General features: G+C 46.8%; 20 protein-coding genes. 5 read left to right on the forward strand and 15 right to left on the reverse strand.

Annotated elements, in window-relative coordinates; genetic code table 11:
• Positions 1 to 99: 99 nt before the first annotated feature.
• The 5 genes from CLV82_RS13180 to CLV82_RS13200 form a co-directional block, all read right to left on the reverse strand.
• Entirely contained in the window at positions 100 to 2,277 is a 2,178-nt protein-coding gene (locus tag CLV82_RS13180; RefSeq protein WP_133644815.1) for a prolyl oligopeptidase family serine peptidase, read from the reverse strand.
• Between the two features lie 142 nt (positions 2,278 to 2,419).
• Positions 2,420 to 4,408, reverse strand: coding sequence for an excinuclease ABC subunit UvrB (gene uvrB, locus CLV82_RS13185; protein WP_133644816.1), 1,989 nt, complete (start codon positions 4,406 to 4,408; stop codon positions 2,420 to 2,422).
• A gap of 59 nt (positions 4,409 to 4,467) precedes the next feature.
• Positions 4,468 to 6,210 (reverse strand): T9SS type B sorting domain-containing protein, encoded by a 1,743-nt coding sequence (locus CLV82_RS13190; protein ID WP_133644817.1) that lies wholly within the window; start codon positions 6,208 to 6,210, stop codon positions 4,468 to 4,470.
• Between the two features lie 108 nt (positions 6,211 to 6,318).
• Complete coding sequence (locus tag CLV82_RS13195) at positions 6,319 to 7,152, reverse strand: ABC transporter permease (protein ID WP_133644818.1); 834 nt, start codon at positions 7,150 to 7,152, stop codon at positions 6,319 to 6,321.
• 8 nt (positions 7,153 to 7,160) lie between these two features.
• Positions 7,161 to 8,054 (reverse strand): ABC transporter ATP-binding protein, encoded by an 894-nt coding sequence (locus CLV82_RS13200; RefSeq protein WP_133644819.1) that lies wholly within the window; start codon positions 8,052 to 8,054, stop codon positions 7,161 to 7,163.
• Positions 8,055 to 8,141: 87 nt separating this feature from the next.
• Here CLV82_RS13200 and CLV82_RS13205 point away from each other — a divergent pair, with 87 nt between their 5' ends.
• Positions 8,142 to 9,227, forward strand: a complete 1,086-nt coding sequence (locus tag CLV82_RS13205) for a hypothetical protein (RefSeq protein WP_133644820.1) — start codon at positions 8,142 to 8,144, stop codon at positions 9,225 to 9,227.
• A 4-nt stretch (positions 9,228 to 9,231) separates the two neighbouring features.
• Here CLV82_RS13205 and CLV82_RS13210 read toward each other — a convergent pair whose 3' ends face one another.
• The 6 genes from CLV82_RS13210 to CLV82_RS13235 all read right to left on the reverse strand — a co-directional run bounded on the left by CLV82_RS13210 (position 9,232) and on the right by CLV82_RS13235 (position 14,880).
• Positions 9,232 to 10,290, reverse strand: coding sequence for a nucleoid-associated protein (locus CLV82_RS13210; protein WP_133644821.1), 1,059 nt, complete (start codon positions 10,288 to 10,290; stop codon positions 9,232 to 9,234).
• 74 nt (positions 10,291 to 10,364) lie between these two features.
• A complete protein-coding gene (locus CLV82_RS13215) occupies positions 10,365 to 10,859 on the reverse strand; it encodes an IS1096 element passenger TnpR family protein (RefSeq protein WP_133644822.1) in 495 nt (164 codons plus the stop codon).
• 27 nt (positions 10,860 to 10,886) lie between these two features.
• Positions 10,887 to 11,921 (reverse strand): COX15/CtaA family protein, encoded by a 1,035-nt coding sequence (locus CLV82_RS13220; protein WP_133644823.1) that lies wholly within the window; start codon positions 11,919 to 11,921, stop codon positions 10,887 to 10,889.
• Positions 11,922 to 11,969: 48 nt separating this feature from the next.
• A complete protein-coding gene (locus CLV82_RS13225) occupies positions 11,970 to 13,400 on the reverse strand; it encodes a CCA tRNA nucleotidyltransferase (protein ID WP_133644824.1) in 1,431 nt (476 codons plus the stop codon).
• A 3-nt stretch (positions 13,401 to 13,403) separates the two neighbouring features.
• On the reverse strand, positions 13,404 to 13,988 hold the full coding sequence (locus CLV82_RS13230) for an L-threonylcarbamoyladenylate synthase (RefSeq protein WP_133644825.1): 585 nt from the start codon (positions 13,986 to 13,988) through the stop codon (positions 13,404 to 13,406).
• Positions 13,981 to 14,880: an ATP-grasp fold amidoligase family protein gene (locus CLV82_RS13235; protein ID WP_133644826.1), complete on the reverse strand. Its 900-nt coding sequence runs from the start codon at positions 14,878 to 14,880 to the stop codon at positions 13,981 to 13,983. Before CLV82_RS13235 ends, CLV82_RS13230 begins: the two co-directional genes overlap by 8 nt.
• Before the next feature lie 79 nt (positions 14,881 to 14,959).
• Here CLV82_RS13235 and CLV82_RS13240 point away from each other — a divergent pair, with 79 nt between their 5' ends.
• Positions 14,960 to 15,778 (forward strand): glycosyltransferase family 2 protein, encoded by an 819-nt coding sequence (locus tag CLV82_RS13240; RefSeq protein WP_133644827.1) that lies wholly within the window; start codon positions 14,960 to 14,962, stop codon positions 15,776 to 15,778.
• On the opposite strand, the gene CLV82_RS13245 is transcribed toward CLV82_RS13240, so the two are convergent.
• Positions 15,760 to 16,554: a glycosyltransferase family 2 protein gene (locus CLV82_RS13245; RefSeq protein WP_133644828.1), complete on the reverse strand. Its 795-nt coding sequence runs from the start codon at positions 16,552 to 16,554 to the stop codon at positions 15,760 to 15,762. The two genes, CLV82_RS13240 and CLV82_RS13245, sit on opposite strands and share 19 nt — an antisense overlap.
• Before the next feature lie 97 nt (positions 16,555 to 16,651).
• Positions 16,652 to 17,467, reverse strand: a complete 816-nt coding sequence (locus CLV82_RS13250) for a 2,3,4,5-tetrahydropyridine-2,6-dicarboxylate N-succinyltransferase (protein ID WP_133644829.1) — start codon at positions 17,465 to 17,467, stop codon at positions 16,652 to 16,654.
• Positions 17,468 to 17,562: 95 nt separating this feature from the next.
• Between CLV82_RS13250 and ruvX the strand changes: the two genes are divergently transcribed.
• From ruvX to CLV82_RS13265, 3 genes are all read left to right on the forward strand, one after another.
• The gene (gene ruvX, locus CLV82_RS13255; RefSeq protein WP_133644830.1) at positions 17,563 to 17,973 is read left to right on the forward strand and encodes a Holliday junction resolvase RuvX; all 411 of its coding nucleotides are present in this window, start codon (positions 17,563 to 17,565) and stop codon (positions 17,971 to 17,973) included.
• A gap of 81 nt (positions 17,974 to 18,054) precedes the next feature.
• Positions 18,055 to 18,645, forward strand: coding sequence for a peptide deformylase (def, locus tag CLV82_RS13260; protein ID WP_133644831.1), 591 nt, complete (start codon positions 18,055 to 18,057; stop codon positions 18,643 to 18,645).
• Between the two features lie 56 nt (positions 18,646 to 18,701).
• Complete coding sequence (locus CLV82_RS13265) at positions 18,702 to 19,127, forward strand: DUF5606 family protein (RefSeq protein ID WP_133644832.1); 426 nt, start codon at positions 18,702 to 18,704, stop codon at positions 19,125 to 19,127.
• A 42-nt stretch (positions 19,128 to 19,169) separates the two neighbouring features.
• Here CLV82_RS13265 and CLV82_RS13270 read toward each other — a convergent pair whose 3' ends face one another.
• The gene (locus CLV82_RS13270) at positions 19,170 to 20,684 is read right to left on the reverse strand and encodes a S10 family peptidase (protein ID WP_133644833.1); all 1,515 of its coding nucleotides are present in this window, start codon (positions 20,682 to 20,684) and stop codon (positions 19,170 to 19,172) included.
• Positions 20,677 to 22,302, reverse strand: a complete 1,626-nt coding sequence (locus tag CLV82_RS13275) for a beta-N-acetylhexosaminidase (protein ID WP_133644834.1) — start codon at positions 22,300 to 22,302, stop codon at positions 20,677 to 20,679. Before CLV82_RS13275 ends, CLV82_RS13270 begins: the two co-directional genes overlap by 8 nt.
• Positions 22,303 to 22,318: the final 16 nt, after the last annotated feature.

Consider the following 22,318-nt stretch of genomic DNA (forward strand, 5'->3'; position numbering starts at 1 on the left):
TGAAAGATTTTATGGAGTCCTCCTAACGGGCTTCCATAATGGTTGGTTTGTTTAGTTGGTTAGTTAGGAAGAGCGCCCCGTAAAAAGGGCGCTTTTCTTTTATCTCATTTTTACTTTTTTAGAAGGTTGGAAATCCGGATGTTTACCTTGCCATAAGGCAAAAGCAAAGGTGTCTGCAAATGAATTAAACACCTTACTCTTGCTATCTCCTATTCCATGACCGGCTTCAAAATCTGTATAAAAAAGAACAGGGTTATTTCCAGCTTGTACTTTTTGTAACCGGGCTGCAAACTTGGCGGGTTCCCACGCGATCACCCGTGGATCATTAAATCCGGCGGTCACCAGGGTCGCAGGATAGGAAACACCATCCTTTAAATGATGATAAGAATCCATTTCTAACAGGGCTCTGAATTCATCCGGATCCTCAACAGTGCCAAATTCCGGGGCGTTCACAGGGCCATTCGGAGATGCTTCCATCCGGACAGTATTCATAGCACCCACTTCGGGAATTGCAAAACTGAATAAATCCGGTCTTTCTGTCATCGCCCGACCGACCAGGATACCCCCGGCACTACCACCCCAGATTCCCAGAGTTTCTTTACTGCTGTACTTTTCCGCGATCAGGTACTCAGCTGCCGCAATCGCATCTTTCCAGGTATTGGGTTTAGTCGTCTTCTGACCGGCCTTATGCCATTTGTCACCTAGTTCTCCACCTCCGCGGACATGGGCAATGGCAAATACACCATCGTGAACCACGAAATTCAGCAAAATGGGGCTGAAAACAGGGGTAAAGGTAGCTCCATACGATCCGTATCCGTATAATAGGGTAGGATTTTTACCATTCATATTTAACCCTTTTTTATAGATGATGGATAACGGAACCCTGGTCCCGTCATGGGAGGTGATCGTGGTTTCTTTTATTTCCATCTGATCCAGTTCCGGGTATTCAGCCTGCGAAGAGAGAGGCTCATATTCAAAGGTATTCGTATTTGCCAGGTAACGATATCGTTTACTGGGCGATGTCCAGCCCGTGATTTCCATCCAAATATCTGCCAGGTCAGATCTGACGTTACTCAGATCAATACTCCCGGCCGTAAATGGCAACTCAAGTCTCTTTGCTTTTGTTTGACCGTTGGCAATAAAGTACACCTTAGATTCTACTCCATTTTCGGTAGTACTATAATATAATCCCTCCCTGGTCACCTCAAAATCGCGGATAACCTCATTCTTTGATTCGGGAACTACGGTTTCAGCCGGACTATTGGTATTGTCCAGTGGAAGCCTTGATATTTTATAATTGGGGGCATTTTTAAAGCTTTTTACATATAAGTATTTACCATCTGTCCTGGTATTTACAACTTCATCTTCCATCTTCACCACTTTCACCCAATTTTCAGGTAATCCGGGTGTTTTATTTTCTGACATGTATAACCGGTAGTTTTTCTCTACCGTGACGGGGGCCGCAAAATACCTCCTGGTAAGCTCATCATAATAGAAAATAGGAATTTCCTTGGGTGCGATCTCCATAGCCGGGTGGGTATCCGCAGAAAGAGCTATTCTGTCCTGATCCACATCACTACCCATAACATGCAGAAAGGTTTTCATGTTGATCTGACGGTTTACATCCTTCAGGTCCGATGAATTATACCGGAGATAGGTAAACGATTCATTATCCGGCATCCAGGAAAATCCCCAGTAGTCGCAACGGTCGATCAGGTCAGGAAAACGAGTACCATCCTTACTCAATATAAAGAGATCGGAGTTTTCAGAACCATCCGCGGATACGAAAACAGCAACTTTATCTCCTTTTTTGTCCGGAAAAATATTATTGATAACATAATTTACATCAGCATCCGGCCTGTAAGTCTCCGGGTCGAACAGGAGTTTCTCCTTGCCCTGGTACCGGTCACGGTAATACAGCTTTCCGTTATCATCCTCCGGCCGGAATTTGATATAGAAGTAACGACCATTTTCAGTGATACGGGTGGTGGATACATTAGAGCTAACCCTGCTGTCAAATTCAAAAAATTTATCCAGTAAGGACTTTCTTCCCGGAATTGCATCCAATTGGGTGCGGGCATAATTAGAGTGGTCCCTCATCCAGCTGAGCACCGTCGGATCTTCGAGGTTCTCAACATACCGGTAGGGATCTTTGACCACTGTTCCATGATAGGTATCAGAAACTGTTTTCTCGGGCAATACTGCAGGGGTGACCACTTGCTGGGCAATGGCCGCGATACAGAAAAGAAAAGTGAATAATTGAAGAAAATTTCTCATAACGTGTTGATTTTAGATAGTAACACGGGGGAAATTTCCGGAGGTAGCCCTAATGTACGGTTTTTATTGGGTGTAAAATGTTAATATTCAGTAATTTAATGCGAGTGTAATCTCGGTTAAAAACAGGGTGCGGGCAGGAATATCACTCCTGTTCCTGCAGCATTTTTATCTCGTCCCTGAGCTTGGCAGCTTCCATAAAGTCAAGTTCCTTAGCCGCTTTTTCCATAGCCTTTCTTTTATTCCGGATCAGTTTTTCCCGCTCCTCCTTGGTGAGGTAATCCAGGTCGGGTTCAGCCGCACGCATCTCTTCCTTCTCAAAATGGAAGGTAGAAACCGAGTTCTTGGCAAGTACATTATCCAGGCTTTTATTCAGGGCCATGGGGGTTACGTTGTGCTCCTTGTTGTATGCCATCTGTTTCTCCCTGCGGTAATTGGTCTCATCGATGGTCTTCTGCATACTATCGGTGATCTTGTCCGCATACATGATCGCCTTCCCGTTAAGGTGCCTGGCGGCCCTACCTACGGTCTGTGTAAGTGAGCGGTTGCTGCGTAAGAATCCCTCCTTATCCGCATCAACGATAGCGACCAGGGAAACTTCCGGCAGGTCCAGTCCTTCCCTCAGCAGGTTGACCCCGATCAGGACATCGAATATGCCTTTTCTCAGGTCCTGCATGATCTCCACCCGTTCCAGGGTGTCCACGTCGCTGTGAATGTATCGGCAGCGTACATTGATCCTGGTGAGGTATTTTGCCAGTTCCTCCGCCATCCGTTTGGTCAGGGTGGTAACCAGGGTTCGCTCATCTTTATCAACGCGCTGCTGTATCTCTTCTACCAGGTCGTCTATCTGGTTCTTACTGGGGCGTACCTCTATCACCGGATCTAGCAAACCGGTTGGGCGTATCACCTGTTCCACGTAGACACCCTGGCTTTTTTGCAGCTCGTAATCCGCCGGGGTTGCACTCACGTAGATCACCTGGTTCTGCAAGGCCTCGAACTCCTCAAATTTTAGCGGGCGGTTATCCATGGCAGCCGGTAGCCTGAAACCATATTCCACCAGGTTTTCCTTACGGGAACGGTCTCCCCCGTACATGGCATGGACTTGTGGGATGGTCACATGGCTTTCGTCAACTACCATCAGGTAATCATCCGGGAAATAGTCCAGCAGGCAGAAAGGCCTTGTTCCAGGCTCCCTGCCATCCAGATAACGCGAGTAGTTCTCGATCCCGGAGCAATATCCCAGTTCCCGTATCATTTCCAGGTCAAAGTTAGTGCGCTCGTCCAGGCGTTTTGCCTCGATAGGTTTTCCTACCTCCTGGAAATAATTAACCTGGGCTACCAGGTCGTCCTGTATCTGGTGGATGGCATTATGAAGCACATCCGGGGAGGTGACGAACATGTTCGCCGGGTATATATTAAGGGATATATACGAATCCAGCTTTGTATTATTAAAGGGATCAAAGGCTTCGATCTCTTCGATCTCATCCCCGAAAAAATGTACCCTGAAGGCGTGATCGGCGTAACTGGGGAAGACATCCACTACATCTCCCTTAACCCTGAAATTACCGTTCTTGAATTCGGCTGTAGTCCTGGAATAAAGGCTCTGAACCAACTGGTGCATAAACTTGGTCCTGGACAGTACCTGGTCCCGCTTAATGGAGATCACGTTCTTCTGGAATTCAACAGGGTTACCGATACCGTATAAGCAGGACACCGAGGCAACGACCAGTACGTCCCTGCGTCCCGAGAGCAGGGAGGAGGTGGCGCTGAGCCTCAGTTTTTCGATATCCTCGTTGATCGATAGATCTTTTTCAATATATAACCCTGAGGTCGGGATATAGGCTTCCGGCTGGTAATAGTCGTAGTATGAGACAAAATATTCCACCGCGTTCTCGGGGAAGAACTGCTTGAATTCAGAGTATAGCTGGGCTGCCAGGGTTTTATTGTGTGCCAGGACCAGGGTAGGACGCTGAACCTCCTGTATCACGTTCGCTACAGTGAATGTTTTCCCGGATCCTGTTACTCCCAGGAGGGTCTGGTATTTTTCTCCGGACTCGATCCCGGAGGTAAGTTCAGAAATAGCATTTGGCTGATCCCCGGTAGGTTTAAAATCGGATACTACGTTGAATTTCATAAAACAAAATTACAAAAGCATGAGATTAGGGCTGTTCTCCCTTACGAAGATTTTAACTACTATCGCTTGAGGGTAAAATAACCTGTAAATATTTTCTTTTCGATATCTAAGGCCTTATACCAATATGTCCCCCCGGGTAGCGCCCGGCCGTTGTAGCTGCCATCCCAGCCCTGAGAACCGGGCAGCACCCGGAAGAGATATTTCCCGTAGCGGTCATAGATCTCGATCCGTTCTAAGGGGACCGCATCCAGCCCTGGAACGGGAGTAAATTGCCAGTAATCGTTGATCCCATCCTGGTTCGGGCTGAAAAACCTGGGAAAGCCTTCAGACAACTCCGGTTCGTTTAACCGGGCAGAGACGATTCCACAACCATTCCTGTCCCTCACATAAACGGTATATGACCCGGGCGTAACCCCTGTGAATAAGGGATTGTCCTGGAAAGGCCCATCGGGGGAATCAAGCGAATATTCATAGTTTCCTGAGCCACTGACTTCGATCCGGATCCGGATATTCTCTCCGTCCTCCTGCAGGTCAAGGTTAGTGATAGTGGGTAATTCGGATGACACTACTTCAAACTCTTTGAAAGAAGGGCAGGATGCCGGTTCCACAGGATCATTACTGAGGTTATAAGCTTCATAGCGGTACATTCCTGTTCCTGATAAGGTCACCTCACGAGTATCGGAAATTACCCGGTACTGTCCATCACTTCCTTCCTGGTACCAGCGAAAACCATCGGCCTGGTCCGGCGCTTCCAGGACCCAGGGGGCTTCGTTTTCACAGAAGGAGATGGTATCCGGAAGGCTTAGTACGGGGTTCAGAGTCACAAGTTCACCGGATGCCGGGTCTAAATAAGGTCCGCACCCAAGGATGGTAGAGAAACTCTGCTGCTCACAGCCAATGGCTTCACCGGCCTCGTTAAAAGGGATGATCGTAATGAAAAAAGTACGGTTTGCCTCCAGGTTAATGATCGCCGAGGAATTTGTAAAGAATCTTACTCCATCAAGGATCTCTGCCGTGAACGGGGAGTTGCCTATGGTAACCCGGTACCCATCAGCACCTGCTACGGCCTGCCATTCCAGGAAGGGGGTCAGTGATATTCCGGTTTCCCCATCCTGCGGGCTAACCAGGGAAGTGCACCCGGGTAACTGGGCAATAGCGCCGGTGGTAAAATTAATTTCCGTACAGGCGGTGGCAGATCCATTCTCATTACGGGCGATGACCCTGGCAAAAAGCAGGGTATTTTCCGGGAGGTCGGCAGGAGGGTTGTAAGATAAGGTGTTCCCGGTATCCACGTCAAGAACATCCGAAGCGCCCGGGCTTGTCCCGAGTTGTAACCTGTATGCTGTTGCAGTCGGGGAATAGGACCAACGCAGGTTCACCCCGACATTTACTCCGGTGGCTCCATCCTCGGGAAACGAGAGCAAGGTACAGGGCGGGGGACTGGTAACTTCCTCCGTCCGGAACGTCTCACTTGCACATGTGATGTCGGCTACGCCTTCTTCAAAGAAAAACAGCGTGATGGTAACATAGACCTGGGTATTTGCCGGAAGTCCAAGGGGAGGGGTGTAGGAGGTAGCACTCCCGACAGACTGGTTATTAAGGATTTCTGTACCCGAGGGGGTTGTGCCAATAGAGATGGTATAACCGGGAACCCCGTTTACCCGGTTCCACCGGATCGTTGTGTTTACGGGTACGTTCGTGGCACCCGCAAGGGGATCGATCAATACCGGGGTAGGGCATTCCTGCCCGATCACGGCATATCCCAGTAACAGCACTATATAGGGTAGCAATTTTTTTAGCATCACGGGAATGTTGCGCCTGATAAGTTAGTGAAAAGCCCAGAATAAAGGCTTCCACCGGCGACCAAAAGCTGTAAAATACGTGGTGTTGGATTAACCGGTACACCGTGCTTACAGATCCCGCTTTTTCAGAAGCGCATAAGACCCGTAAATAAAGATTAAGGTCCAGGCCAGGACGATCAGGATCTCGTACCCTTTTACCTGGTAGTCCAGCACAAGGGTTTCACCCACTTGTTTGGCAACCGATTGTACCGCGTTCAGGCGGGAGAAAGGTTCCTCGATAAGGTTGAACATGGCGTTCAGGGGAAAGAATCCCATAATGGTTTCCGTGGTAGGTTCATCAAAGAATTTCCAGCGCAGGAAGCCCCAGCTGATCATTTCAAAGACCTGCCACAGGATCAGGAATCCCAGGGCAAAAGCAGAGCGTTTTACCAGCATGCCCAGGAACAGGCAGAAAGAGAAGAAACCTACCAGTTTAACGAAATAAGCAAGCAGGAATTCCAGGTCAGATAATATAATAGGGAGCTCGTTGTAATCAGAATAGATCAGTCCCAGGATCAAAGAAACTACGAACACGAAAAGGGTGGAAACCACGGCAAAAGTGAGTACGGTCAGGAATTTGGAGAGGATGAATTCCTTTTTGGATAGTCCGTCTATTAGATTCTGCTTTATGGTCTTATTGCTGTATTCATTGGCCATCATAGAAACGATCACTATGGCCAGGAACAGTTTAAAGAATGCAATGATAAAGCTGTTGAAATGCCAGATATAGGGGAAATTAAAGATCCCTTGCTCTGCCAGGTGGAACTGTATAGGACCAATATCGAATTTAATGGCTGCTACCAGGGCTATAGAAGTGAGCAGTATAAAATAGGCGAGGATCAGTATCCGGCTCGATCGGCTGTTCCAAAGTTTTATGAACTCTATCTGTAATAATCGTTTCATCCGTGGGGTCAGTTTTTGGTAATGGTGAGGAATTGTTCTTCAAGGCTTTCCTTTCTTTTTACAAGATGCGACAAGACAATACCTTGTTTATAGAGCAGGGTATTCAATTCAGCAGCATCCATTTCCTCTTCCAGGTAAACGGTAAGCAGTCCTCTGTCCTCTTTTATAGTTCCAAAACTTTCATGGGACTCCAGGAAGGCAAATAATTTCTCCTGTTCGTTACTCTTCAGTTCAAAATACCCGAAACTTGTAAGCATCCCGTCCACTTCGCCTGAATATATCTTTTTTCCTTTGCGCAGTATTACTACATGGGTACATACTTTTTCAACTTCGTCCAGCAGGTGGGAAGCCAACAAAATGGTAGTGCCCATGGAAGCTACTTTTTTGATGATCTCCCTGATCTGGTGGATACCCTGAGGGTCCAGGCCGTTGGTGGGTTCATCCAGGATAAGGATCTCCGGGTCGTTCAGCAGTGCCGAGGCTATGGCCAGCCGTTGTTTCATACCCAGGGAATAGGTTTTAAAAGTACTGTTTCTCCGGTCCCAGAGGCCGACGAGTTCCAGTTTTTCCTGGATCTTATCTTCCGGAACCTCTTTGATTTTGCAGACCAGGCGAAGGTTCTGTAACGCGGTCATATAAGGGTAGAAGTTCGGGCGTTCAATAATAGCTCCAACCTTTTTCAAGGCTTCGTGGGTAGAGAGCTTCCCGTCAAACCAGGAAAAAGATCCCTGGCTTTTATTGACCACGTTCAGGACTATGCCCAGGGTTGTTGATTTTCCACTGCCGTTAGGTCCAAGAATGCCATAGACATTTCCCTTATTGATCTCGAAGGAGAGGTCCTCCACAGCCGTGAGGTATCCGAATTTTTTAGTAAGGTGGTTTACGCTCAGGATGGTTTCCAAAGATGAATTTTTTGATTGTATCTGTTATACAAGACGAAGAAAACGATATTTTGTTACATTTACTTAAATGCTTTAGATTTTAAGGGTATGTCAGAGGAAAGAATGATGTCTAAGAAGAAGCCGGCTTACCCGGTTAATGAAAAACTCGATGCTTATCTCGACAATTACAACCGGAAGATAGAGATTCCCATTTTCTACGAAGACCTGCTGCGCTTTGCGGGTTCCGTGGTGGTATATGACAATGATGGGGAGGATACGCTTTGGGTCAGGGTGTATTATTCCGATTCGGAAAGGCAGGAGATAGACCTGAGCCTCAAAAAGGTTTATTCCCAGTTACATTCCGATGGTAGTGACCGTATCTTCCAATACCTGAATATTGATGCGGTCGACTATTGTACGTTCGGGAATTCGAAGCCTTTCCGGATCAGAGTCCGGAATATCCTCAACGACAACTTCACCTATTTCTATGTAAAAAAGACCGATGCTTCCCGTATCTACGGGTTAGAATTAGAGCATATGCTTTCCCCGTACAACCTGAATTTCCTGGTCTATAAGGATACCCTGATAGAGGAACATATCTCGGGGATCCCCGGGGATGTCTTTATCAAGGATATTCTGCCCTCCTGTTCAGAATCGGAGAAGTCCCAGCTGGCAAAAGAATTTGTAAAGTTCAATGAACGCTGTATGATACGTCTCCTGGGAGATATGCGGTCGTATAATTACGTGATAGTACCGGTGCACGATTTTGACCACGTGGTCTACCGTATAAGGGCGATCGATTTTGATCAGCAATGTTTTGAAGGAAAACTAAAGGTGTATCGCCCCCAGTTCTTTAAGGAGAACAATGTTATGGTCGAGCTGGTCCGCAGGAAGTTGCTGGTCGATTCCGTTGATCAGTACAAGGTGGAGGAACGCTCTATCGTGGCAAAGCGGATCATCAGTTCCGGGAAACGTATTAAAAAACTGGTCAATATCTGTAAGAATGACGATATCTCCCTACCGGAAAACGTGGAACGCCTGGGGCGGGAGATCTATGAACTGACTCATGATGTGAAGTTTAAAAGGACAAAAACAATGGGCCAGATATTACACCTGGCCCTCGATTTTGTTAAGCGGAATTACCAGGATGTAAGTATGAAACAGATCCTGGAGCGTCGGATAAAACTTCCTTAGCAGTTTAGCTTTTCTGTTCTTTGTTGAAGTACACCAGGTAATAGTACATCTGCCTTTCCTCGTCCCATCCCTTTTCCACGAATTTCTCGGCGGATTCCGGGTTGATGAAGTCCAGCCTGATCTGGATGTTGGTATCCAGTTCTATGACGTTCTTCATCTTCTTCCTGGCGTCTGAAACCGCTTTATTGGCTATATCAAAGGTGGAAACATCTTCGACACTGTATTTTGGTCCTTTTTCAACCTTGTAGTGCTTGAATTCAGGGATCAGTTCAGGATTTTCCATGACCTCGTTCAGGAAGTTGGTCTCCTCGAAATTATCATTCTTGGCAAAGTGGTTCACGGCACGGTTCATAAAGAGTACTTCCTGCTGCTTATCCTCTGCAGGCAGAACGACATCCTTGGCGAAGTTCTGGCAGAATTTAAGGTAGTTCTTGGTGTAGAAGTTCTCGTCGGCAAGCGCGGTTATCCCCAGGAAGTTCTCCAGCCAGTACTTCGTGTCGTAACGGTTGCTGTCTACAGATAATACTTTGTAACCCTCTTCTTTATTGACATTAAAGATGAGGCATCCCTTATCCAGTTTGTTCAGGTTCACACCTTGTAACACTTTGAGGTCCAGGTTGGCAGCTTTTTCCTCGAATTGAAGGAAATCGTGCTTCAATTCACTCTTAAAGATCCCGATGGCCTGTGTTTTCTGGTTGTCGATCATGACGTCAGAGATGTAGGCTACGTATACTTCACCGCTTTTAATGTGGGGGTGATTGGATTGCTGGAAAAGGTGCTTTGCGATCTCCACAGAACCCTGGTGTACAGTGGCCGGGTTTTCGAAGATGGCCGTAGCCTGCATAAATACAGGGTTGTATTCCAGGTCAGCTTCGTGGGAGAAGTGGTAATAGTTCTCCTCTTTATCCCTGAATGGTTTAAAGAAATATTCTTTTAAAAGACCATTGGTCTCGTCGTCCATCTGGTAAGGATCTTCAGATAAGAATAATCCTTCGGCTTTGCTGATGTTCCCTACACGGTGTAGAGAGACGCTTTCGATCTGGGAGGGGTACAGGTTAATCATTTCAGGAAATGTAGGTTGTTATACTAATATTGTTAAAGTTGATGTTACTGGGATGATTCCAAAGGCAGCAGGAATTAATTCCACTGCTCGTCAAAATCCATATCGTCGTAATCTTCGAAAGAATCATCAAAATCGACTTCGGATTCTGATTCAAAATTCTTTTCCGGAGGGGAATCGGGCAGTTCTCCAAAACTGAAGAGCACATTAGGGTAAGTGCGACCATCTTCTTTTTCGACAATGTCGGCCAATTCAACAAAGAAGGTCCACATGCTCAGGAAGTCGTACACATAGATCAGCTTTGGACTGTTCTCGGTCATCACGTCATCCAGGGTAGTCTCATTCATCAGGCGGACATCAGAGCCGCCCTCGCTCATGTCAAATAAGGCAATTTCTTCATCCTGGTTCCATTCCTCGTCACAAGTATAGAACGACGCCATTTCGGTTCCAAGGAAACCGAAGGCCTGTGTTATAGCGTTGTGGAACTCTTCCATGGTATCCCCGGACTCAATTTCAATATCCCTGAAAATGTCTTCCGGCGCATCCAGAATTATCCTTATTTTATAGATCATAAGCTCCTGATTTTGGAATGGGCAAAGTTACAAAGTTTTAAGGTTCCTGCCAGCATATACTACCTCCAATACCAAATAAAACTGAAGCCCGAATAAGAGTGCTGCCAGGACCAGGTGCAGCGGCTGCGAGGCGAAGGGGAAATCCAGGTACACCATCGCAATACCGGTGAGGATCTCTGTCAGTATAAGTCCCAGGACCCATTTAATTTTATTGTAACCAAGCCGAAATTTAAATATGCGGTAGGCGATAAAGGCATTGAGCAATACGACCAGGATGGAGAACGAACGATGGATGTAAAATGAAAGCCCGGGATCGTTCAGCCAGAGATCTTTGGCATCATCGCCGACAAGATCTATGCTGTGATCCACTAATTGACGTACCTGGGTTCCCAGGACAACCTGTACCACTGTCATCCCTAAGCCCAGGATCAGTAAATTACGTAATAATGTATCTCTCTTATGTTCTTTATTCCCTTGGGAGGTACGATAAATGAGCAAGAGCAGTATGGCAACAATGGCCAGGGCCATCAGCATGTGGATAGTGATCTTGGCCGGGGCCAGCACCGAGTATACCACGGTTGCTCCCAGCCATGCCTGGAAACCCATGGCCAGTACTACGAACCAGGAGCCTAAGGTCACAAACTTATCCTGCTTCCAGTATGATATTGAAGCTACAGCCAGGACCAGGGTAGCCAGCCCTGCCAGCGCACCCATGAGACGATTAAGGAACTCCACCCAGGTATGAAAAGCGTTGAACTCAGCATAGTCGTGACGCGTATATCCATTCCATTGCCCGGGATTGTAGGTATCCCCGGAACGAAAGTCGCCTGCAGCGACCTGTAATGTTTTATCGCGGATGATCACCTGCCCTTCTTTATACTCCCGGCCGGGCTGCCATTCCAGGTCGGTGATCTCAGTGGGGGGAATATAATATCCAAAACATTTTGGCCAGTCGGGGCATCCCATCCCGCTACCTGTCATTCTCACCACTGCACCGGCAATAATCACCAGGTAGACCAGAATAAGGGAGACCTTCGCAATTTTCCTGTAATTCTTTTTCATAAGCAAACTAATTCCCCGCTTCGTTTAGAGGACCTGCGGGGGATCGTATTATTGTTCATCCTGAACGCTGAGCCCCATGGCCCTGCCTTTGGAGAGCATAAAATTCCTGGCGGCTTCGTATTCATTGGGAATCTCGCCATCCAGGATTGCTTCCTTGATAGCTTCTTTAATAACCCCGATCTCTCTTGATGGTTTCAGGTTAAAGGTAGACATGATCTCTTCCCCGCTGACGGGAGGTTGAAAGTTCCGGATATGGTCTCTTTCTTCCACTTCCCCTATTTTCCTGCGGACCAGCTTAAAATTGTTCTTGTATCTCTTTTGTTTTTTGGGGTTCTTGGTGGTGATATCTGCCTCGCATAAGGTCATCAGGTCATCAACATGATCGCCCGCGTCAAATACCAGGCGACGGATTGCAGAATCGGTTACGTTTTCCTGGGATAGTACTACGGGGCGGGAACTCATCAGTACCATTTTCTGAACAAATTTCATCTTTTCGTTCAGGGGGAGACGCATCCTTTTAAACAGTTTATAGACCATTTTGGCCCCGACAAACTCGTGTGCATGGAAGGTCCAGCCGATCTTCTTGTCAAATCGTTTGGTGGGGGCTTTCCCGATATCGTGAAGTAAAGCTGCCCAGCGCAACCAGAGATCATCGGTGGCTTTGGCAATGTTATCCACAACTTCGAGGGTATGCCAGAAATTATCTTTATGCTTTTGCCCCTCAATTTCTTCTATGCCCTGTAGCGCCGTAAGCTCGGGAAGAATGATATGGAGCAGGCCGGTCTGGTGGAGCAGGGAAAATCCTATGGAGGGCTCCGGACTGAGCAGGATCTTATGTAGTTCCTCTACGATCCTTTCTTTGGAGATGATATTGATCCTCTCCTTGTGCGCCGAAATGGCTTCCAGGGATTCGCGGTGGATCTCGAACCGCAATTGTGTGGCAAAACGAATGGCACGCATCATCCGGAGTGGGTCATCGGAATAGGTGATCCCGGGTTCCAGGGGAGTACGTATGATCTTGTTGTCCAGGTCCGAGATCCCGTTAAACGGGTCCAGTAAAGTACCATAATCCGTCTCATTCAATGAAAGGGCCAGCGCATTAATGGTAAAATCCCTTCGTTTCTGATCATCTTCCAAGGTGCCGTTCTCAACCACAGGTTTTCGGCTGTCATGGTGGTAACTCTCCTTCCTGGCGCCGACGAACTCCAGTTCAAGGTTCTTGTGCTTGATCATCGCCGTACCAAAGTTCTTGAATACGTTGACCTCGGGTTTGCCAGGAAGACTGGCTGCAACCTTTTTAGCGATATCGATCCCGCTGCCTACCACCACTATATCAATATCAACAGGTTTCCCACGATCCAGCAGGAAGTCCCGCACGAACCCACCGATCACATAGGTGGCTACCCCTTCCCGGGATGCCACGGAGGAAATGTTGGAAAAAATCGGATCTTGTAAGGCTTCTGGATATTTCTTCTGCATTGTTCAGGTACGGATCACCTTCACGGTGCCGTCTGTCGCCAAACGGATGATCGCTGAAGGAGTGTTATTAATTACTTGACGTTGCAAATTTACGGCATAGTCCACTCCTTTTAAAATATCGCTGCTGATTTCAGAAAATGATTTTGGGGTAGGTTCCCCGCTAATATTGGCCGAGGTAGAAACAATTGGTTTACCGAACTTGCCAATCAGCTTACGACAAAAATCATCGCTAGCCACCCGGATCGCCAAAGTATTGTCTTCTGCAACAAGGTTTTTTGCAAGACCCTTAGGACGGTCATAAATAATAGTGGTGGGTTTGGTAGACATGTCCATGAGATCGTAGGCCAGGTCCGGGACTTCTTCCACATGTTTTTCCAGCATAAAGTCATTTGCTACCAGGCAGATGAGTGCCTTCGAGTCCGGCCGTCTCTTCAATTCGTAAACTTTTGCCACTGCGGCTTCGTTCGTAGCGTCGCATCCAATTCCCCAAACGGTATCTGTAGGGTAGAGAATCAGTCCTCCTTCCTGCAGGACTTTTACACATTCACTGATCTCTTTGGAGAGATCTGTCGTTGGTTTCTTATCCATATTGCTTAATGTATTCACGATCACCCAAATCCGGCAGTTCCAGGTAATCACCTATGATCCTGTTGTAGATATCCGGGTAAAATTCCTGGCGTCCATCCCCTGGATAAAAAGTCATTTCGCCAAAAATTATGCGGCCGGAAAGGTTGTAAAAATCGACCCTCACAAACGGGAATTTGTCGGCCAGCTTTTCAGCCAGCTCAAACATCTTTTCCCAGTTCTCCGGGGGAGCGATAGCTTCCTTAGATACTTTGCCCACGCCTTTTGAAAAGGGCATCAGGCACCACTGACGATCAAAGAAATATTTGTGATGATCTCCTCCCCGGTCACGGTCTACCTGTACAAATTTCGCTTTCCCGCCAAAACAATAGATCTTGTAATCATTCAATACATTCTTACCCGGTTCTTCCAGGAATTCCTCGGCAACGATGTAGGGAGTACTATCCTTGTATGCCCATTCCAATCCACCCCGGTAATATTGATTTCTCAAAAACCACTTATGGAACAAGTAACGGGCTTTGCCGGAATTCAGTTTTGATTTTTGAGGTACGATGAGATTAAAGCCATAACCATGTGCAGCTTTTAAAACAAAACGGTCGGGAAGGGTATCGAGGTCTACTGCGGAAGCATTCCTGTATACGGCCAGCAGGTTATTGAGGTATTCAGGACCAATTTTCTCACGGACGTATTCCCTGACCTCGTATTTATTGACCAGTTTGTTGAGAATCTTTGGCCGGTAATGCACTTTCAGCCATTGTACCTTTTCGTTGAATTCCTTGGGATCCTCCAGGTTAAGTTTCTTCCCTGTGTAATATTCATAATAGATCCTTACGTAAAGATGCTGGGGGAGGAACTTTAGTTTCTTGAGAAGGCCGTAAAAGAGTTTTTTAAGCATGTATTGTTTTAAAAACAAAGCGGATGCAAAGATAAACAATAAGACTTTCATATTTTTGGCAGGAAATAACCACTTTAACATGGAGGGATTAAACATCTCGGTGATCGTAAGTACCTACAATGCAGAAGAATGGCTGGAGAAAGTGCTCTGGGGGTTTAATTGCCAGACCTTCCGGAATTTCGAGGTGATCATTGCCGATGATGGTTCGGGGCCAAAGACCAGGGAACTCATCGAGAAGATGAGGGAAGAGGTATTTTACCCCATTATCCACGTATGGCAGGAAGATGAGGGTTTTCAGAAATCGCGAATCCTTAACAAAGCTGTAGTGGCCTGTAATACGGATTACATCATCATGACCGATGGCGATTGTATCCCGCGGGAGGATTTTGTCGAGGTACACTATATCAACAAAGAAGAGGGGTATTTTATTTCGGGCGGGTATTATATGTTGCCGATGAATATCTCCAAGCTGATCACCCGGGAGGACATAGAACAGCAGCGATGTTTCTCTTTACCCTGGTTAAAAGAAAAAGGCATCCCCAAGACTTTTAAGAATAACAAGCTTTCTTCCAGGGGTATCCTCTCCAAGATATTGAATACCATAACGCCAACCAATGCCAGTTGGAACGGGCATAATGCCTCCGGATGGAAGAAAGATATAATGAATGTGAATGGTTTTGACGAACGAATGCAGTACGGGGGTCAGGACAGGGAGCTGGGAGAAAGACTTTTTAATTTCGGTATAAAGTCCAAGCAGCTGAGGTATAGTGCAGTATGCGTACACCTGGATCATAAACGAGGGTACAAGACCCAGGAATCAATAGAAAAGAATATGTCTATCCGTAAAAAGACCAAAAAGGAAAAACGGGTATGGACGCACTACGGCATCACCAAATAATAGGTAAGCTCGTTCTTTTTCTCCAATTTCTTTAGTTCCCGGTAGCGCTCAAGGTCTCCGAGGGCATTCAGGTAACAGATCGTTAGCCCTTTTTTTTCATCCAGGATACCCAGGCGCAGGATGTAATGGTTAAAGAACTTCCAGGCGGGTTTAAAGATCATGTACAATACATTGTACGGGCTTTCCCGGTAAAAATCTTCCTTAGCTTTCAACCTGCCGTAAGAGAGCATCTTAGCCTTGTAGTCTTCGTAATTCTTATAACAGTAGTGGGTCAGCTTTTCTTTCAGGATACCCGACTTGCCATTGACATTCAGGGTCTCGTGTACAATTTTCTTATCAGAGAAGCTCACTTTACTCTTACGGAATAGGCGGTAATTCTTATCCGTCTGCCAACCACTGAAGTTCAGGGGCTCATTCTGGAACATGAATTTCCTGTAAAACCAGTAGGCGACACAATCAGTATTGTTATTGATAGTGGCGAGGATCTCATCTTTGAGTGCATCAGAAACTACTTCATCGGCGTCAACGAACAGTACCCAGTCATGGGAGGCCTGTTTAAGGGTGTAAGATTTCTGGAGTGTGAAATTGGTAAATGGGTGTTGTATCACCTTCACCTTGGGATGAGCGCTGAGGTACTCATAAGTACCGTCTGTGCTGAACGAGTCCACCACGATGATCTCATCCGCAAAGCTCACGGAATCAATGCATTTCTGTATGTACCCCATCTCGTTATAGGTAATGATGAGGGCCGATATTTTCTCTTTAGTCTTACTCATAAAACTGGCATAAGTAGGTAGTCTCTTCTTAAAGACCTACAAAACTATAACTAATTAAAAGAGAAAATAGTATTTTATGTTTAAAAAAGTTGGCTCTTTACACCGCTACATTGTACTCCCTGAGGGCATCGTTCAGCGATGTTTTTTTATTGGTGCTTTCCTTCCGTTGCCCAATGATCAGGGCACAGGGAACCTGGAAATTACCGGCTGGAAATTCCTTGGTATAGCTGCCGGGGATGACAACAGAACGGGCCGGGACAATTCCTTTGTATTCCCTGGCTTCCTTGCCGGTGACATCGATGATCTTGGTAGAGCCAGTTAGGACCACGTTTGCTCCTAATACAGCTTCGGTTTCCACCCGGACACCTTCTACAACTATACAGCGGCTGCCGATAAACGCATTATCTTCTATGATAACGGGTGATGCCTGCAGGGGTTCCAGGACCCCGCCGATACCTACGCCACCACTGAGGTGAACATTCTTCCCTATTTGGGCGCAACTTCCCACTGTCGCCCAGGTATCCACCATGGTACCGGTGTCTACATAGGCCCCGATATTCACGTAACTGGGCATCAGGATGGTACCCGGTGCTATATATGCTCCGTGTCTTGCGACTGCATTAGGGACTACACGGATGCCTTTAGCTTCATATCCTTTCTTCAGCGGGATCTTATCGTGGTATTCAAAGATTCCAGCTTCCAGGGTTTGCATTTTCTGGATAGGGAAATACAGCACTACAGCTTTTTTAACCCATTCATTGATCTGCCATCCCGAGTCGGTGGGGGCAGCACATCTCAGGGTTCCTTCATCAATGAGCCGGATAACCTCGCGTATACTGTCCTGGGTTTCCTGTTGTTTTAAAAGATCACGGTCTTCCCATGCCTTCTCAATGCGTTGCTGTAGATCCTGCATACCTGTTAAAATTTCTGCAAATATAGGTGCTGCAACCCTAATAAGTAGGCTAATTTTACAGCTATAACAATTAAACCGCTATTTTTGCCAAAAATATGGGAAGGATCCTCGCAATAGACTTTGGAAAGGTTAGAACCGGAATCGCGGTCACCGATGAAATGCAATTGATCGCTTCGGGTTTGACGACAGTTCCGACTAAGGAGCTGCTGACTTTTCTGAAGCAATACGTACAGCAGGAATATGTAAGCCAGATCGTCGTAGGGGAACCACGGCAGATGGACAATACGCCTTCGGAATCAGAAGCACTGATACAACCGTTCCTTGAGAAATTACAGTCAGAATTACCGGGAATCCCGGTAGACCGGCAGGATGAACGGTTCACCTCTAAAATGGCGGCGCAATCCATGATAGCCAGTGGTGCAAAGAAAAAGCACCGGAGGAAAAAAGAGTTACTGGATGAGATCAGTGCAACGATCATTCTCCAGGCCTATATGGAACGTCAGTAGGTAGGGTTCTTTCCCGCTTAGTTTTGTTATAATACAATCCTCCGGAGCCGGAGGGCATTGATGATTTAAAATATTATTAGAATGATTTTACCGATTATCGCGTACGGAGATCCAGTACTCAGGAAGGTAGGGGAGGAAATAGACCAGGATTACCCTAAGCTGAACGAGCTTATAGAAAATATGTGGGAGACTATGTACCACGCTAACGGGGTAGGGCTGGCAGCTCCTCAGATCGGCTTACCCATACGTTTGTTCCTGGTTGATGCATCTCCTTTCGCCGAAGACGAAGATTTGCCGGAAGCGGAAAGAAAGCAACTGGAAGATTTTAAGCAGGTATTCATCAATGCCGAGATCCTCGAAGAAAATGGTGATCCATGGGCTTTTAACGAAGGCTGCCTGAGTATACCCGAAGTGAGGGAAGATGTTCAACGCAACGAGAAGATAACCATCCGCTATATGGATGAGAACTTTAAACAATACGAGGAAACCTATGACGGGTTGCTGGCAAGGGTGATCCAGCATGAATACGATCACATCGAGGGAATTCTCTTTACCGATAAATTGTCATCGCTTAAAAAACGCCTGCTTAAAGGAAAGCTCAGCAACATTTCCAAAGGGAAGGTAAATGTCGATTACCGTATGCGTTTTCCGGAGTTGAAAAAAGCACGTTAACGAATTCATTAATCCATACAAAATTTTAATCTTTGCCCCCTATTTCAAAAAAGCCTATGAGTTTAGAAAAGATATTATCTATTGGTGGACGTCCCGGATTGTATAAGCTGCTGACCCAGACCAGGACCGGTTTTGTCGCAGAATCCCTGCAGGATGGTAAAAAGATCACAGTAGGAATGACTAATAATGTCAGCGTCCTCTCCGAGATCGCGATCTATACCCTGGAAGAAGAACTGCCGTTAAGGGCTGTGTTCCAGAAGATCAAGGAAAAGGAGAACGGCGGAAAAACCAGTGTGAAGCATAAGGACGATAAGATAAAACTGGAAGAATACTTCTTTGAGGTACTGCCCAATTACGATGAGGACAGGGTATATGCCAGTGATATCAAGAAGGTGGTTCAATGGTACAACCTGCTCCACGATAATGGGATCACGGATTTTAGTGAGCCCGAAGAAGAAAAAACATCGGAAGAAAAAGAATAAAAGAAAAAGCCTTCATTTTGAAGGCTTTTTTTATGGGCTTTTTCAACGGGAAGTCCTTTTAATGAATTCGGCTACATCTTCCTTAAATTTTTCGAGGGAAGGTTGGTGGGTATACATCATATGTCCCGCCTCGTAGTACTTCATCTCGATATTATTCTTAATCTCCTCCTTGAGCCCCAGGTGATTGATGCTGTGCTCTACCCCGAAGAATACCGTGGCAAGATCGTAAATACCATTAAGCACTAATACTTTCATATTCGGATCCCTTGAAAGCGCCTGTGCCATGTCGATCCCCGTATTGATGGCGGCCTGAGTTCCCCAGCGCGAATTCCCTTCGTGTTTCCAATCCCATTTAAACCCTTTCCTTCTCCCGGCGGTGATCGAATAGGTCAGTCCTTTGTCTACCTTGAGGTCACCGTAAAAATAATCGAGGAAACCGGCGATATAAGCCGGAGATATTGCCAGGCTTTGCGGATCGTAATCCCCGTCCTGGGACAGCAGGTCCTGGTTGATGCCAACGAAACGGGAATCGAGCCTCCCAACTAATTCTCCTTCTTCCCGTAGTAATTCCGCAAAGAATTCGCTGGCAGACACCCGCAGGTCGGCTTTTAACCAGAAGTCCTTGCTGGTCCCTGTATACTGACCGAGTTTCCCGGCAATGGCTTCCTTCGCCTGGGGATCGATCTGATCACCTTTAAAGAGCGCCGTAGTATATTCCTGTTCTGTAAAATTCCTTATCTCATCGAGAAAAGTATAAACGTCTTCTGATTTGTCCGGGATCTTGTCGTGATACCATGCTGTTGCAGCATAGGTCGGGAAGTGTACAATATATGGCAGATCATCCCCAGGGGGGAAAAGTAATGTTCTAAGGTCAAATACTGCGGAGACCATGATCACACCATTCATTGCAATTCCCTGCTCCAGGAGCTTATTCATAAGACCGGCGTTCCTGAAAGTTCCATAGCTCTCTCCCAACAGGTATTTAGGGCTGTTCATCCTGTCATATTCAATAAGGAACTGGGTGATGAACAACGAAAGGCTCCGGATATCCTGATCTACTCCCCAGAAATCTTCGAATTTTGCTTCGCCTACCGGGATACTTAATCCTGTGCCTACCGGGTCTATCATTACGAGGTCTGCGACGTCAAGGATAGAGTGGTTGTTATTGACAATCCGGTAGGGAGCAGCCGGTGTCGGTACCGGGTCTTCCACGACAATACGTTTTGGCCCCAGCACCCCCATATGTAACCAGAAAGATGAAGATCCCGGGCCCCCGTTAAAGGCAAAAACCACAGGTCTCCTCCTGGTAGCGACTCCCCGCCTGGTATCCCTAGCGTAATAGGTGAAGCCCATCAGAGCGATGGGTTTGTTATTTTCATCCCTCACCTTAAAAGTACCTGCTTTTGCGGTGAGGTAGATCGTATTGCCACCCACGTTCACCTGCTGAATGGTCGTAGCGACCTCCGCCTCAGGGATCGTATCTTTCGATTGCTGTGCCTGTAATGCGATGCCAAAAAAGACAAGGCATACGGCTAAGATCCTTACTCTGCTATTCATCTTCCTCCGATTTTGGGGTTAACTCAAGTTCTCCCAGTTCCCAATCGACCCTGGAAGATGGGTAGTATGCAATATTCATTCGCTGTAAATAAGGTAATTGACGGGCAAGACGTTTGCTGTAATCTTCCCAGTCGCGCTTCTCATCCGGGGTCCATCCCAATTCCGCATAACCGATGGCCCTGGGAAATGCCAGGTATTCCAATTCTTCACTGTTGCTGATGGTCTCCGACCAGAGTGGAGCTTCGATTCCAAGGATATGTTCCCTGGGAATTTTTGAAGAGTAGGTGACCGGGCTCCAGGTATAGGCACTGTCTACCGGGATATAGGCAGCCCAGTGAAGTCCGTGTTTGGAGGAAGGATCGTACTGCATATCCAGGTAAGCCTTCTTGGCGGGAGACATGATCACCTTTAATCCTTTTTTAACCGCTTCGGCGGCATTTTCTTCACTTGCCCAGAATTGGGCAATGCTGTTCTTGCTTACGTTGGCTGTGGCAATTTCATCCCATCCGATCATGGTCTTCCCATGTTTTTCAACGATCTTTTCTACTTTCTCTATAAAATAAACGTAGTCGTTCTTCTTGGTGGCATGACTTTCATCGCCCCCGATATGTATATACGGCCCGGGCGTCATGGTGACCAGTTCCCCTATCACCTCGTCGATAAATTCATAAACTTTTTCCTTGCGGGTGTCCCAGGTACTGAAACCTACCTTGGTTCCTTCATATAACTCTGGTTTTTTTCCATTGCCATTGAGCTCGGGGTAGGCTACAGAAGCAGCATTCGTATGTCCCGGCATATCTATTTCCGGCACTACGGTGATATAGTGTTTGGCCGCGTAATTTACCAGGTCCACATACTCTTCCTGGGTATAAAATCCACCGGCTTCACCGCCAACCTCAGTTTGCCCGCCTACCTCTGTAAGTTTCGGCCAGGATTTAATTTCAATTCTCCATCCCTGGTCGTCCGTAAGATGGATGTGGAAAATGTTATACTTATAATAGGCCAGGGCGTCAATGTACTTTTTAACCTCATCAACACTAAAGAAGTGTCGGGCTACATCCAGCATAGCTCCCCTGTAGGCCAGGGATGGTTTGTCTTTGATAACGCCAGTCGGAATTGGCCAGATGGGGTGTTCGGCCAGGGTATCATTGGCGAAATTCGGGATGAGCTGTCTTATGGTCTGAACTCCCCTGAATGCGCCTTCCGGTGTATGTGCTTCCAGCAGGATAGAATCCCGGCTGATCTTCAGCTTATAGGCTTCCGGGTTGTCATAAAGCGTATCTTCCGATTTCATAATAAATATACCCCGCTCGGAGATCAGGGGTTCCGTCGGTTTTAATGGCAATTCCAGGGAGGTAACCGCTGCAATCTTTTCGGAAAGGAAACGACCGACTTCCCTGAACTCAACAGGGTCTGTGTCGATAAACAGTTTGGTGTTCTTGTCAAGGCCAAAGGCGTCCCCGGTAGCTTCAACGTGGACGGGTTTCGGGATCAGTGCTGCCTGTTCCAGGTCAGTGGGCGGATATGTTATTCCTTTCTCTTCCTTTTGATTACAGGAGAGGTGAATGGTAACCCCTAATAATAGGAGGAGAGTTCGGTGAAGGATGAGATGCTTCATTTCTGGTAATATTGGT

This window comes from Zeaxanthinibacter enoshimensis (genome assembly GCF_004362865.1).
In the GTDB taxonomy this organism is placed as follows: domain Bacteria; phylum Bacteroidota; class Bacteroidia; order Flavobacteriales; family Flavobacteriaceae; genus Zeaxanthinibacter; species Zeaxanthinibacter enoshimensis.

Excerpts from the sequence above, each read along its gene's own strand:
- CLV82_RS13180 (WP_133644815.1), bottom strand. The coding sequence starts at position 2,277 with ATGAGAAATTTTCTTCAATTATTCACTTTTCTTTTCTGTATCGCGGCC.
- uvrB (WP_133644816.1), bottom strand. The coding sequence starts at position 4,408 with ATGAAATTCAACGTAGTATCCGATTTTAAACCTACCGGGGATCAGCCA.
- CLV82_RS13190 (WP_133644817.1), bottom strand. The coding sequence starts at position 6,210 with ATGCTAAAAAAATTGCTACCCTATATAGTGCTGTTACTGGGATATGCC.
- CLV82_RS13195 (WP_133644818.1), bottom strand. The coding sequence starts at position 7,152 with ATGAAACGATTATTACAGATAGAGTTCATAAAACTTTGGAACAGCCGA.
- CLV82_RS13205 (WP_133644820.1), top strand. The coding sequence starts at position 8,142 with ATGTCAGAGGAAAGAATGATGTCTAAGAAGAAGCCGGCTTACCCGGTT.
- CLV82_RS13210 (WP_133644821.1), bottom strand. The coding sequence starts at position 10,290 with ATGATTAACCTGTACCCCTCCCAGATCGAAAGCGTCTCTCTACACCGT.
- CLV82_RS13215 (WP_133644822.1), bottom strand. The coding sequence starts at position 10,859 with ATGATCTATAAAATAAGGATAATTCTGGATGCGCCGGAAGACATTTTC.
- CLV82_RS13220 (WP_133644823.1), bottom strand. The coding sequence starts at position 11,921 with ATGAAAAAGAATTACAGGAAAATTGCGAAGGTCTCCCTTATTCTGGTC.
- CLV82_RS13225 (WP_133644824.1), bottom strand. The coding sequence starts at position 13,400 with ATGCAGAAGAAATATCCAGAAGCCTTACAAGATCCGATTTTTTCCAAC.
- CLV82_RS13230 (WP_133644825.1), bottom strand. The coding sequence starts at position 13,988 with ATGGATAAGAAACCAACGACAGATCTCTCCAAAGAGATCAGTGAATGT.
- CLV82_RS13235 (WP_133644826.1), bottom strand. The coding sequence starts at position 14,880 with ATGCTTAAAAAACTCTTTTACGGCCTTCTCAAGAAACTAAAGTTCCTC.
- CLV82_RS13240 (WP_133644827.1), top strand. The coding sequence starts at position 14,960 with ATGGAGGGATTAAACATCTCGGTGATCGTAAGTACCTACAATGCAGAA.
- CLV82_RS13245 (WP_133644828.1), bottom strand. The coding sequence starts at position 16,554 with ATGAGTAAGACTAAAGAGAAAATATCGGCCCTCATCATTACCTATAAC.
- CLV82_RS13250 (WP_133644829.1), bottom strand. The coding sequence starts at position 17,467 with ATGCAGGATCTACAGCAACGCATTGAGAAGGCATGGGAAGACCGTGAT.
- ruvX (WP_133644830.1), top strand. The coding sequence starts at position 17,563 with ATGGGAAGGATCCTCGCAATAGACTTTGGAAAGGTTAGAACCGGAATC.
- def (WP_133644831.1), top strand. The coding sequence starts at position 18,055 with ATGATTTTACCGATTATCGCGTACGGAGATCCAGTACTCAGGAAGGTA.
- CLV82_RS13265 (WP_133644832.1), top strand. The coding sequence starts at position 18,702 with ATGAGTTTAGAAAAGATATTATCTATTGGTGGACGTCCCGGATTGTAT.
- CLV82_RS13270 (WP_133644833.1), bottom strand. The coding sequence starts at position 20,684 with ATGAATAGCAGAGTAAGGATCTTAGCCGTATGCCTTGTCTTTTTTGGC.
- CLV82_RS13275 (WP_133644834.1), bottom strand. The coding sequence starts at position 22,302 with ATGAAGCATCTCATCCTTCACCGAACTCTCCTCCTATTATTAGGGGTT.